The 11,743-nt window shown below is 57.1% G+C and carries 11 protein-coding genes; 6 read left to right on the forward strand and 5 right to left on the reverse strand.

Annotation, left to right across the window (positions count from 1 at the left end; translation table 11 throughout):
• Together VKV29_RS06150 and VKV29_RS06155 are read left to right on the forward strand one after the other, a co-directional pair.
• Positions 1 to 1,042: hypothetical protein (locus VKV29_RS06150; RefSeq protein ID WP_324200429.1), on the forward strand; the 1,042-nt coding region annotated here is incomplete at its 5' end.
• Between the two features lie 100 nt (positions 1,043 to 1,142).
• Positions 1,143 to 2,216 carry a hypothetical protein gene (locus VKV29_RS06155; protein WP_324200430.1) on the forward strand — a complete coding sequence of 358 codons (1,074 nt, stop codon included), beginning with the start codon at positions 1,143 to 1,145 and terminating at the stop codon, positions 2,214 to 2,216.
• A 116-nt stretch (positions 2,217 to 2,332) separates the two neighbouring features.
• Here VKV29_RS06155 and VKV29_RS06160 read toward each other — a convergent pair whose 3' ends face one another.
• Positions 2,333 to 3,865 (reverse strand): efflux RND transporter periplasmic adaptor subunit, encoded by a 1,533-nt coding sequence (locus VKV29_RS06160; protein ID WP_324200431.1) that lies wholly within the window; start codon positions 3,863 to 3,865, stop codon positions 2,333 to 2,335.
• The gene (locus VKV29_RS06165) at positions 3,862 to 5,538 is read right to left on the reverse strand and encodes a TolC family protein (protein WP_324200432.1); all 1,677 of its coding nucleotides are present in this window, start codon (positions 5,536 to 5,538) and stop codon (positions 3,862 to 3,864) included. Before VKV29_RS06165 ends, VKV29_RS06160 begins: the two co-directional genes overlap by 4 nt.
• 297 nt (positions 5,539 to 5,835) lie before the next feature.
• Between VKV29_RS06165 and VKV29_RS06170 the strand changes: the two genes are divergently transcribed.
• Genes VKV29_RS06170 through tsaB form a run of 4 tightly spaced genes read left to right on the forward strand, consistent with a single transcriptional unit; the run spans position 5,836 to position 8,600 of the window.
• Positions 5,836 to 6,654: a M55 family metallopeptidase gene (locus tag VKV29_RS06170; RefSeq protein WP_324200433.1), complete on the forward strand. Its 819-nt coding sequence runs from the start codon at positions 5,836 to 5,838 to the stop codon at positions 6,652 to 6,654.
• Between the two features lie 2 nt (positions 6,655 to 6,656).
• Entirely contained in the window at positions 6,657 to 7,391 is a 735-nt protein-coding gene (gene pyrF, locus VKV29_RS06175; protein ID WP_324200434.1) for an orotidine-5'-phosphate decarboxylase, read from the forward strand.
• Positions 7,391 to 7,873 carry a tRNA (adenosine(37)-N6)-threonylcarbamoyltransferase complex ATPase subunit type 1 TsaE gene (tsaE, locus tag VKV29_RS06180; RefSeq protein ID WP_324200435.1) on the forward strand — a complete coding sequence of 161 codons (483 nt, stop codon included), beginning with the start codon at positions 7,391 to 7,393 and terminating at the stop codon, positions 7,871 to 7,873. Before pyrF ends, tsaE begins: the two co-directional genes overlap by 1 nt.
• Positions 7,860 to 8,600, forward strand: coding sequence for a tRNA (adenosine(37)-N6)-threonylcarbamoyltransferase complex dimerization subunit type 1 TsaB (tsaB, locus tag VKV29_RS06185; RefSeq protein WP_324200436.1), 741 nt, complete (start codon positions 7,860 to 7,862; stop codon positions 8,598 to 8,600). Before tsaE ends, tsaB begins: the two co-directional genes overlap by 14 nt.
• Before the next feature lie 14 nt (positions 8,601 to 8,614).
• Here tsaB and VKV29_RS06190 read toward each other — a convergent pair whose 3' ends face one another.
• The 3 genes from VKV29_RS06190 to VKV29_RS06200 all read right to left on the reverse strand — a co-directional run bounded on the left by VKV29_RS06190 (position 8,615) and on the right by VKV29_RS06200 (position 10,976).
• The gene (locus VKV29_RS06190) at positions 8,615 to 9,379 is read right to left on the reverse strand and encodes a phytanoyl-CoA dioxygenase family protein (RefSeq protein WP_324200437.1); all 765 of its coding nucleotides are present in this window, start codon (positions 9,377 to 9,379) and stop codon (positions 8,615 to 8,617) included.
• An 18-nt stretch (positions 9,380 to 9,397) separates the two neighbouring features.
• Positions 9,398 to 10,564, reverse strand: a complete 1,167-nt coding sequence (locus tag VKV29_RS06195) for a DUF4185 domain-containing protein (protein ID WP_324200438.1) — start codon at positions 10,562 to 10,564, stop codon at positions 9,398 to 9,400.
• An 88-nt stretch (positions 10,565 to 10,652) separates the two neighbouring features.
• Positions 10,653 to 10,976, reverse strand: a complete 324-nt coding sequence (locus VKV29_RS06200) for a hypothetical protein (protein ID WP_324200439.1) — start codon at positions 10,974 to 10,976, stop codon at positions 10,653 to 10,655.
• Between the last annotated feature and the right edge of the window lie 767 nt (positions 10,977 to 11,743).

An 11,743-nucleotide genomic window follows, 5' to 3' on the forward strand; every position in this document is an offset into this window, starting at 1 on the left:
GGCGCGCCCCCTGCTTTATGTGCAGTATCATCGTGCTCTCTGTGAGCTGCTTCAAGCCTATTTCGTGTCGGTTCAGGTGCTTAGCATAGACGAGATGGTTTGTGGGATCGGGCGTACGGTGCAGGGGCGCCCGATGGAGGAAGCCTTAGCCCGTCAGGTAAAGCGCGCCATAAAGGTCCAACTCGGCGACCAAATGCGCTGCTCCATTGGCATCGGCCCGAACACCTTTTTGGCCAAGGTGGCCTGTGAACGCCAAAAGCCCGATGGTCTTACTATCTATGAGAGCACCGATCTGCCGGAAGCCCTCTTTACGCTTGAGTTAACCGATCTGCCGGGCATCGCCAAAAGGATGCTCGCACGTCTAAATCAGCATAATATACGAAGCGTACGCGATCTTTATGAGGCCGATGTTGTGCACCTGCGTCGGGCTTGGGGCAGTGTGGTTGGCGCACGTTGGTATTGGATGCTCCGTGGCTCGCCGGAGATGGACTATGGTGGGTATTTGGGGCGTCCGCGTAAGTCGGTGAACTGTTCGCACGTTTTACCACCGGAATTTCGAGATCGTTATGGTGCGCACCGCATTCTTCTGAGGCTTTGCGAGAAGGCGCTTAAGCGATTAAGAGAGGAGGCGTTGGGGGCTTCCAACGTGGAGGTTCGGGTGGATTATCGGCATCGGTACGATTTTACAACGTACTCCTGGCGGCAGCGAAGCACGAAACACCGGCATGCCAACGAGGAGAGCACCTGGTTGCCTATTGTGCGCAAACTGCTGGCTGGGATGCCTTTCACACGGTTTAACTACCAGCCGATACGGGTTTCCATCACCTTTTCAGGCCTGTTGGCGGAGAAAGATCAGAACCTAAATCTTTTTGAGGAGGAGCCTAACAAACGGGCTAGCGTGGCACGTGTTGTGGACATGCTGGAGGCACGAGGGCTGCCGATAGCCCGCGCTTCGTTTTATGGGCTAAGAGAGCAGGCGCCTTACCGAATTCCTTTCGGCGTGCCGCATCCTCCTGCGGCAGCTTCGCAGAAACGAAAGTGAAGATAACTCTTTTTGCAGTGCGTCGTCTGAATAGGTGCAATGTTCAGACGCATTCAAAGCGTTTGCCGTGAGCGCTCTGAAACTTGTGGAGGATGAGACGATGAACAAACACCATTTTCGATGGTTGCGCCTTGCCGGTGTGGCTTTCGGGGTTGGATGGAGTGTGGCCACGGTAACGTGCGGCGCACAGGGGTTTGGACAAGGCGGGCCCCCGCCCGGCCCGGGAGGCTTTCAAGGAAGGCAAGGGCGCGGCTTTGGAGGGCCGATGGGCTTTCGCTTTGGCCCCGGCGGTTTTATGATGGATCCCCGCCAATCCAACGCAATGGTCTTGTTGGGACGACCCGATGTGCAACAGGAGTTGGGGCTGAGCCAAGACCAGCGGCAGAAGATCGGGCAGATTCAGCGCGATATGGCACAACAGCGAATGCAAAAGATGCGCGATTGGATGCAGCAGAATCCGCCGCCGAGTCGCTCCGACTTCGATAGTATGACGCCTGAGGAGCGTCAGGAGCTTTTTCAAAAACGCCAAAGCGCGATGGCCGCGCTACAGCAGGAACTGCAGGACGAGGAGCAGAAACAGCTTGCGCAGGTGCTTACAGACGATCAGCAGCGTCGTCTGCAACAGCTCGATTTGCAGTGGCGCACCGCTTTAGCCCTTGCCGACGATAAGTTAGCCGCCAAGCTGAATCTCAACGATCAGCAGCGCCAGGAGATTCAGCAGATATGGCAGCAGTATCTGCAGACGGCGCGGCAAACCATGGCGTCCCTCTTTAATCGTGGCGGGAACGACCGCTTTAACGGACCTCCGGGCGGCCCTCCAGGCCCACCACCTAATGATCAGGGTGCTCCTCCACCTCCAGGTGGTCCCGGCGGGCCTCCGCCCGGGCCTGCAGGTGGCCCGCCGCAACGCCCCTTTGGGCGAGGGCCTGGCGGTTTTGGTGCCCAATTTGCCCAGCTGGAGCAGAAGCTCTATCAGCAGCGTGTGGATGCCGGCAAGAAGGTGCTTGCCCTGCTCACACCCGACCAACTGGCGCAGTGGCAACAGATGACGGGCAAACCCTTTACGTTCCACTTCGAGATGCCGGGTGGGCCGCCACCTCCTCCTGGTGATCAGGGGCCGCCGCCCCCTCCGCCTCCGGACGATCAGCCCCCTCTTCCAGATAGGCCGTTTTAGAGATTAACGGTCCTAGGCGCCGCGGCTCCGGTGCCGGAACGGCGATGAGGCTAACAAGGGGCCTTAAAGCACACGGCGGGGAGTGAGCACTGCTTACTCCCCGCCTTTAATGGAGTTTACTCTGAAACCGAAGAGGTTGTATTCGGAGATTCGATCTGCACCTTCATGCCATCCTGCAACTGCATCTGTCCCTGGGTCACCACCGGCTCGCCGGCAGAAACACCGCTGCGAATCTCTATTTTGTCCGGAGTAACGAAGCCGAGCTGTACCTTGCGTTGGTGTGCGACGTTGTTTTCTACCACAAACACCGTGCCCACTCCGTCGCTTGGATTAAGGACGGCGAGATAGGGCACGAGCACGGCGTGGGGATGAACGTCGAGCACAATGGTGCCTCTTGCAAACATTTGAGGGCGTAGCTGGTGGCTATCGTTGGGCAACGAGATGCGCACCGTGAAGCTTCTGGCCTGTGCGGAGGCTACCGGGAAGAGTTTGCTAACACGTCCTCGAAACGTTTTTCCGGGCAGAGCGTCCACGGTGACGGTTACTGGTTGGCCTATATGCACCTTTTCAAATTGGGATTCGGGCAGTTGTGCGTCGAAGTAGATATTTTCCAAAGAGACGATTTCGAGCACCGATTTTCCGGCTGCGAGCTGTTCCCCAGGCTCTGCAAGGCGTGCGGCTACTACCCCCGAAATAGGCGTAGTGATGGTGGTATCTTCAAGCTGTTGTCGGGCATAGGCTACGGCGGCTTTGGCCTGGTTCACCTGCGCGAGAGCCGTCTGAATGGCGGCTTGGGCATTTTTCACATCCTCTTCGCGCAGCTTAATCTGGTCGCGATTGGCCAGTGCGGTTTGAAGCGCTTGCTCGGCTTGCTCTACGTTATACTGTGCGCTTTTGATCTCTTCGGGGCGGTTGCCCGCTTGAATTTCGTCGTAGGCCTGTTGGGCTGCGATATAGTTGGCCTGCGCTTGGTCGGCGGCCGTCTGGGCCTGGTCGAGCTGTTGAGCCGAGATGGCGTTCTGGCGGTAGAGGCTCTCGTAGCGCTGCAAATCGGAACGGGCTTGGTCGTAGGCAGCTTTGGCCGCCAACATCTTCTGACGGGCTTGTTCGCGGTCTTGCGAACGGGCACCCTCTTCCACAATTTTGGCCTGCTCTTTGGCGGCGTTCAAAGCGGCCTGCGCTTGGGCGATGGCATGTTGCGTTTGCGATTTGGTTAGTTGCAGATTGGTGAGAGCGCTGTGGTATGCCACTCTGGCCTGGTCAAGCCGGGCGATGGCCGCTTGGAGATTGGCCTGCTGCTGTTGGAGTTGAGCCTGAAGATCGGTAGTGTCTTGTTGTGCGACCACCTGACCCGCCTTTACGCTGTCTCCTTCACGATAGTAGACGGCCACGAGTTTGCCGGCGGCCTTAGCACCCACGGTGACATCGTTGAGGGCCGTGAGAACGCCGGTGACGACGGTTGTCTGTTCGATGGTGCCGATGCGGGCGGGGGTTACCTGCACGAGCACGGCCGCTTTCGTATCGGACGTAGGGGTGGCCGAAGTGGCTGCCGGTTTTGAAGAATGCGCGCATCCGGTGAGGAGAGGCCCTAAAAGACCGGCTACTGCAAAAAGGAAGAGAAGCTTTTGTGCTTTCTGGAGCTTGTTCATCGGGAACCTCCGGTGGGCAGAGTCGGCAGGCCAAGCGCATGGGGTGAGGGTTGGCTTTGATACCCGGCACTTTGTAGGGTATAGGAGTAGCGTCCCACGGCGCGATCGAGGGCTGCACGAGCGTTATTGTAGTCGTAGAGAGCATTCACTTGGTTTTGCTCTGCTTGGGTGAGAGCGGCCTGTGCATTGCTCACTTCAAGGATGGGCGACACGCCGCTGGTGTAGCGCACGGTGGCTAAACGATAGCTCTCGCGCGCTTCGGCAAGCGCCTGATTCGCCACGGCCACCCTGTCGCGCGCCTGGAGCAGGTTGAGATAGGCGCTGCGAACGTCGAGTTCAACCTGGTCAATGGCGTTGCGACGTTGGGTCTCGGCCTGCGCGACGAGCGCGCGAGCCTGTTCGAGTTGGGCACTGGCCTGACCACCGTCGTAGAGTGGAATAGAGACAGATAGCACCAAAGCGCCCGATGTGGTTTTAGGGGCAAATCCGGCGGCATCTGGAGAGTAGGTTACCTGAGCGGAGACGGCCACGGAGGGCAGATAGCTTTTCTGCGCAAGCAGGATGCCTTTTCGAGCTGCCGCTAGCTGCGCGTCGGCGGCAAGTACTTCGGGCCGTGTTTTTAAGGCCTCTTGCACGAGCGCATCATATGCGCTGCCGAGATTCAGCGAGCTATGGGCGGCTTGGTCGGTGTCCATGTTTTGAGGCACCTCCAAATTACCCAACTGCTGAAGGGCGCTGGGAGGGGGCACATCGGGCGGGTTTTCAACGGCGCCGGCGTCGCTGACTTCAAGAGGGGTATCTATAGCGATGCCGAGGGCGCTGTTTAGTTGTGCAATGGCGAGGCTTACGTTGCTTTGCGCGGCAATAAGCTGCTGTTGAGCATTGGCCACATCGGTTTGTGCGCTTAACACATCAAAAGGAGCTGCAGTGCCTGCTTTAAGCTTTTTTTGAGCGTCGGCAAGACGATCGAGGTCGTTTTGCAGGGTCTCTTTCGCGACGACGACAAGAGCTTTAGCACGCAAAACGTTATAGAAGGCATTCTTAATGGCCAAAACCGTGTCGTTTTGGGTTTGGTTTACGGAGATGCGCGCCGCGATCTCTTCAAATTGCGCCTGATCTTTGGCCGTGTGCAGCAAGCCGGTAATGTCTATGGGGAGGGAAGCGACGGCTTGGAGCTGGCGCTGGTCTTGGTTCACAATGGTGATGGTCTGTTGGCCGAATTTGAAGGATTGCCCGGCATCGAGATGGGTAAAGGTGAACTGGCCGGTAAGAGTGGGGTTGAAAGCATCTCGTGCCTGCACGGTGCGTCCATGGGCCTGTTGTAGGGCTTCAACGGCCAAAGCGAGCGCACGGCTGTTGGCCAACCCGATCGCTACGGCCTGTTGCAGGGTGATGGGATGGGGAGGAACACGCCCTTCTACCTGTTGTAGAGTAGGAGAGACCTTTTGAGGATGGGCCGGCTCGGGCAAAGGATGAATGGGCGCAGGAACAGGCGCCTGCAGATTCGTTGGTGGAGGGGATGTTGGAAGAGGGGTGACGCCGGTTGGTGCGGAGGGAGGGTTTGCGGGCATCGTTTGTTGGGCTGTTGCCGCAGAACCTCCAATGGAGGTAAGCACAAAGCCGGCAAGGTACCAACAAAGACTCTGTAGGCGATGAAAACGCGCTATGGACAAGTTTCGAGACTCCTTTTTCCTCCGAATAGATAGGCCGTGCGGACGAGCCGTTTCTCAGGGCAAGAAATTATCGCGTAAAGGAGGGCCTATCGTGGTTTACGCAAAGGCTTTTCCTTCACGAATACGAGAGATGTGCAGGAGAAGTTTCGGAAATGCTAAGGATTTTGGATAGGTAGAACCCGAAAGCCGCGCCATCGGTGCGCACACAGCAGGGTAAAAAATTGGCTTCGCCACGGCTGAGGTAAACTTAGACGGCAGATTGAAATTAGAGGCGGTACAGCGAAAGGAGTTTGCCCTATGCGAGTTATGCTGTGGTGTGACATGGAGGGCGTTGCCGGCATCTCCGTTTGGGAGCAGGTCAACGGGGGAGCACCCCTCTACGAAGAGGGGCGCCGGCTTTATACGGAAGAGGTGAACGCGGCCGTGCGCGGTTGCAAACGGGCCGGGGCTACGGAGATCGTGGTGGTGGATGGCCACGGGGCCGGCGGGCCGTGGAGCTTTAAGAGCCTAATACCGGAGCGGCTTGAAAGCGGTGCGGAGTACGTATTGGGTTATCCATGGGCACGCTACATCGCTCCTTTAGAGGCTGGTTGCGATGCCGCGCTGTTTGTGGGCGCCCATGCGATGGCTGGCACAGCGGATGGGGTTCTCTGTCATACGGTTTCTTCGCAAAGTTGGTATAACGCTCGCATCAATGGGACGTTGGTGGGCGAGTCGGGAATTATCGCGGCCATCTGTGGCGACTTCAGCACCCCTTGTGTCTTTGTTTCAGGCGACGCGGCGACCTGTAAAGAGGTAGCAGAGTTGATAGGGCCTCAGGTGGTTCAGGCGCCGGTAAAGATAGGGCTGGGGCGCTTTAGCGCCCGTCATCTGCCGGCGAGCGATGCCTGTGCGCTGATCGAGGGGCGCGTCTACAGCGCGCTCACGCGGCGCGACTGGCCAAAACCTCTCAAATTCGATCCACCCGTTACCTTTGAGGTCGAGTTGGCCACGCCGGACAGGGCAAACGACTTTTTGGGGAAGAAAGGGGTGGAGCGAGTTGGGTCGCGCCTTATCTGCTCGCGGGCCGAATCCTTCTGGCAGGCCTGGGATCAGTTTTGGCCTATGGGGGGATAGGCATGAACCCAGGAGAGCGGATTATCTGTGCGCTCGATGTGCCTAATGCCGATGCGGCGCTTCGATATGTGGAGCTCCTTCGAGAGCATGTAGGCGTTTTCAAGGTAGGGCTAGAGTTGCTGATGGCCGAAGGCCCCAGCATCGTGCCTCGTTTGCACGCTGCAGGCGCACAGAGGATATTCCTCGATGCAAAGCTTCACGACATCCCAAACACGGTGATGGGCGCCGTTCGCGGACTTGCCCGTTTGGGAGTGTGGGCGGTAACGCTGCACACGTTCGGAGGGCGCAGCATGCTAGAGGCAGCCCACCGTGCCGCGCTAGAAACGGCCCAAGAGGCGCAGCGGGAGCCGCCTTTATTGTTGGGGGTAACCGTGCTTACCAGCATCTCACCGACGGTTTTGAGGCAGGAGTTGCGAGTAAACGAGCCGGTGGAGGAGTTGGTTGTCCATCTTGCGCGGCTTGCCTTCCAAAGCGGTTGTGGGGGCGTCGTGGCCTCTCCGCAGGAGCTTATCGCGCTTCGCGCCGCTTTTCCTGACCCCGGCCATCTCCTTATTACACCGGGCGTGCGACCGGCTCAGAGTGGCGCCGACGACCAGGCGCGCACGCTTACCCCTGCCGAGGCCATTCGGCGGGGCGCGAGCTATTTGGTAATCGGGCGTCCCATTCTCACCGCCCAAAACCCGGTGGAGGCGGCGCAACGTATTGCTGAAGAGATACAAGGGGCTTTGGAGGAGTGATGCGAACCCTCTCCATCTCCGACCAAAACCAGATGCGACGCTGTGGGCAAGCGCTGGGAAAAAGGGTGCGAGCCGGCGATGTGCTGGCTCTTACCGGGGCCTTAGGGACGGGAAAGACCTTTTTCGTTCGTGCTCTTGGCGAGGGCATGCAACTGCAGGAGCCTGTAACTAGTCCGACATTCGCCCTCATTCAAGAGTATCACGGGCCTATCCCCCTAATCCATATAGACGCCTATCGGCTCGACGATGCCGCAGCCGCTGCAACCTTAGGGCTGGAGGAGTATTTTGCGCGCCCTGCCGTGTTTGCAGTGGAGTGGGCCGATCGGATCGCCACTCTGTTGCCCGAAGAACGGCTCGAAATCTTTTTCGAAGCGCCTGTTCCCGAACAAGAGTTGCGCTTGCTGCATCTGCAGGCGAAAGGCGAGCGAGCCGCCGCCTTGCTAGAGATGTTGGAAAGGATCGTACAGCATGGTCAGAGTTGAAGAACCTGGCACCGTTCAAACATCGGAGACACTTCTGGCCATTGAAACTTCGGGCGATGTGTGCAGCTTTGCCGTGCTATGTGAGGGACGCTTGCAGGCCGAGCGCACGTTTCGCCATGAGATGCATCTGTCGGAGAACCTGCCGGCAACACTAGAGGGCCTCTGTAACGACGCCTATGTAACTTTGGAGAAAATAGGCGCATTTGCCGTTGGCATAGGCCCAGGCTCGTTTACCGGTACGCGCATCGGTGTGATGACCGCCAAGGTTTTTGCCGAGGTCTACGGTCGTCCTCTCTTTGGGATTAACGCGCTTGAGGCGTTGGCCGCCGAATATCTGGGCTTGTGCGAAGCCGCCGTTTTGGTGGTGCTGCCGTGTCGTGCCGATGTAGTGTACGGAGCGGTGTACGATGTATCTGACATGTTGCCGAAAGCCCTTGTGGAGCCGGCTGCGTTCTCTGTGGCCGAGTTGGAACGACGAATGGAGGTGTTTAAAGAGAAGCCCTTGATACTTTGCGGCCCCGCCGCATCCGATGTCTTCTGCCGATGGCAGAGATCGTTCCCAGAGCATCTGTCGTTGGCCACGTTCTGCCCTGAAGCTCCTCGCGCCTCCACCATAGGGCGACTTGCTTGGCAGCGCAAAGAGCGAGGGGAGGCGGGTGAAAGCCCGGTGACGCTCGTCCCCGCCTACATCGCCCCCCCGCCCATCTCTACGCCCAAACAGCGTTGAAGCCTGTCTCACCTTTAGGCGTTCTCATAGTGGTTGCCGGCCAAGTCTACACCGCGCGCCAACCATATTTTATGACCCTGATTGCGCTCCGGATAGACTTTGCTGGAAGTAGGGAAATAGCGCATTGTATAGCCGGCGCGGCGCTTCGGTGAGGTGTTAGCACGCGCTCCATGAATGAGCCGCGCTTCGTGCAGGCTGCACTCCCCCGGTTTCAAGGCAAAGTAGACCGCTTTGCTCTCATCTATCAATTCGGGGCGAATCTGCGACCCAAAGATGTTTTTGGCGATATCCACCGGCTCATATTCCGAGAAGCCGTTGTTGTGGGTGCCGGGAATCACACACATGCAGCCGTTTTCCGGAGTGGCTTCATCTATGGCGAGCCAAACGGTGCAGATGCCGGCCATGGTGGAAACGCGGCCGTTCCAGTAGGCCGAATCCTCATGCCACGGGGTGGCTTTGCCCGTGTAGGGCGGTTTGCAGATGAAATGGCTGCTCCAAAGTCCAATGTTCGGCCCCACAACCGGCTCGACGAGATTTAACACCTCATCTGATAGGAGAAACTCAAGCAACCTGGGATCGCGAAAGTGAATTACATCGAGGTTATCCGGCCCGTAGCGCTCGAGGTTCTCCTCGAAGATGGCTTTGAGACGGGCAAACTTCTCCTCAGAGAAAAGCGGCTGGTGGAACAGCACATATCCATCGCGCTGATACTGTGCCACCTGTTCGGGGGTAAGGCGCCAGTAAGAGCGCCATTCTTGTGGTGTTGTGTTGGCGGTCATAGAGAACCTCCTTGATAACTAAGGTGCGTTCGTCTGCTTTTGCAGTGTGACTTTCAGCAGTTGCGGCCAGTAGCGTTCGCTGTCTACATAGGTAACATAGATGATGCGGCCGTTTTGCTCGGCGAGTTCTGGGTGCTCTTTGCAGGCATAGCAGAAGGCGTTTTCGAAAGCTCTATGGGGCGTGCTGATCTCGCCGATGGGGTGATAGGGCCCCCAAGGCTTCAAGGCTTCGCACAAAAGCGCCCGTTGAGAAAAAACCCCCTCCGAATAGACGGCCAGATAGGCTCCAAGATAGGCATTGTAGGTGATGGAAAGTTCGTTGGGGAAGTCCTTAAGTCCTTCAACATCGGCCGCATCTTGCACATGCTTACTCCAATGCGGTTTCTGTGGGTGCTCTCCATAGCCGGCAAAGTACTCGTAGGCTTGGAAATCTTCGATATGCGATTTTAACACGCGGGCTAACTTGCCATAGTGATGTCCTTGCCGATCTTCCATGCCCACGATGTAGAGATAGGGATCGGTGGGGGCATCAATAACGGCACATCCGAAAATTGCTCCGGAATTGAGAGGCCACCAGAGGGAACCCAGTGATTTTAGGCGGAGACGCGTAAATTGCAGGGGTTGATGGGTAGAAGAGGCGTAGGCAAGCCCATAGCCTTCGACTTTAAACCCGAAGGCACCCGAACCAACCACTTTGTTGATGGAGTAGTAGACGTAGAGCCGATGCGTATGGGAATCGTACCATCCACCGGATGGCCAAAGGCGCGTCTCGTTGCCCTCTCCGTTTTCCAGCGGTATGAGCTGGCGAGCAAGCTGGGTTGCGGCATCACAGAGAAACTGGTAGTGATGAAGAGATGCCGCTCCCGGCGCTAGAGGTACCCAAAGCCCACAATTGCTCACATTGCCAACATAGTTCTGGATGGGGGCTTCCACAGGGCCAAGAAGAAACACATCACCAAAGAGCCATAGCACCCGATAACCCACCGGAATCGAGCTGGCCACATCCACACCGCTGACACCGGCGTTGTTGTCGGTGAAGAGCAGCCCCTCGTTTTTGACGGAGAGGATTTTCACTTTCGTGAGGCTAGTGAGGTGCGCCGAGTTTTGTGCGCGAACACCTGCCGATAGCAGCGCCATCCCAACGGTAAGGCCGAAAAGCAACCCTCTGTTCAGGGGCAGTGGCACGAGCAAGAACGTTCTCCCCCGTGTTTTTTCGACGTATTCGACGTGTCATAGCGAATCACCTGCTGCCAAAAGAGCAGGGACGCGGCACCTACTCTTGCAACAGTTGCCTAGGAAGCACAAGGGGCAGGAGCGCCGATCCGAAGACGAGGGGGCCTAGAATGGCCTCAAGACCATCCACCGATATGTCTATGGGCAGCCCGATGAGTAGAGTAGCTAGCAGCGATTCTACCGGCAGTTCCAAGGCCATCAGCAGGGCGGTTATCAGTGCGCCAAGTCCGAAGGCGAGCAGCTTATAACGCCAGGGGATATGTTTCGCCCGCATCAACAGCAGCCCTTGCGGTACATTCAACCACTTGCGTAGAGGGCGAGAGAGCATCCGCATTCCAAGTGCACCCACATTCCATCGGTTCATCGTTATTTTTTATCCTTCAAGCAGTCGGCAATCCAACAAGACTACGGAGCCGGGGGCGGTGCGGTTTCAAGGCAAAAGTAAAAAACCCTGCAGTGGTTGCTGCAGGGTTTTTGAAATTTGGCTGACGGGGCATTTAACTGCTCGAGGGGGCCGACTTTCCCGTGCGCGTTGCCGTCGCGTAGCACGTTTCGCCGTAAGATTTGGTTCTCTAAGGAACCTTTATCGGCGACATTCAGGACGGGTCGGGCCTCAGCACCGTGCCCCCACAAAACTGTCCGGTGGTGTTAAGCCCTCTTCGTCCAGACGAGTACAGCTCCGCATTCGACGACTTTTTGAAGCGCGCATCGTCGCTCCCTCCTTTCGGAGTAGTGTGTGAACAGAGTGTTCAAAGCTTGGGGCTTTGTGCCCTATTCGGGCATCCTCTCTTGTTCACACTTCTATTATAACATACTGCTACTACGTTGTCAAGAGTTTCCGATTTCTACCCCGAAAAAATTTCAGTTTTTGCCTTGTGAGATGCCAACAGGAAACATATCGGAGACGATAGTTGCGTACACTTCGCGTGTTGGGCTTGCAAATTGCCTGACGGGCGGCAGATTAGGAAGCATCTCATTTTGGTATATCCTCTTAAGAGGGTGGGATAGAAGTTTGTATGCTAGAATCGTAGTAGGATTTCAGGTGTTTTTGCCGGAGAAAGGAGTTGACGGTTGGTCAAAGAGATCATCGTGAATGTGGGAGAAAGAGAAACACGCATTGCTGTTTTGGAA

It is taken from the genome of Chthonomonas sp. (assembly GCF_035294165.1).
Lineage (GTDB): Bacteria > Armatimonadota > Chthonomonadetes > Chthonomonadales > Chthonomonadaceae > Chthonomonas.

Coding starts and splice junctions, on each gene's coding strand:
- VKV29_RS06200 (WP_324200439.1), bottom strand. CDS start 10,976: ATGAACCGATGGAATGTGGGTGCACTTGGAATGCGGATGCTCTCTCGC.
- tsaE (WP_324200435.1), top strand. CDS start 7,391: ATGCGAACCCTCTCCATCTCCGACCAAAACCAGATGCGACGCTGTGGG.
- VKV29_RS06190 (WP_324200437.1), bottom strand. CDS start 9,379: ATGACCGCCAACACAACACCACAAGAATGGCGCTCTTACTGGCGCCTT.
- VKV29_RS06160 (WP_324200431.1), bottom strand. CDS start 3,865: ATGAACAAGCTCCAGAAAGCACAAAAGCTTCTCTTCCTTTTTGCAGTA.
- VKV29_RS06155 (WP_324200430.1), top strand. CDS start 1,143: ATGAACAAACACCATTTTCGATGGTTGCGCCTTGCCGGTGTGGCTTTC.
- tsaB (WP_324200436.1), top strand. CDS start 7,860: ATGGTCAGAGTTGAAGAACCTGGCACCGTTCAAACATCGGAGACACTT.
- VKV29_RS06170 (WP_324200433.1), top strand. CDS start 5,836: ATGCGAGTTATGCTGTGGTGTGACATGGAGGGCGTTGCCGGCATCTCC.
- pyrF (WP_324200434.1), top strand. CDS start 6,657: ATGAACCCAGGAGAGCGGATTATCTGTGCGCTCGATGTGCCTAATGCC.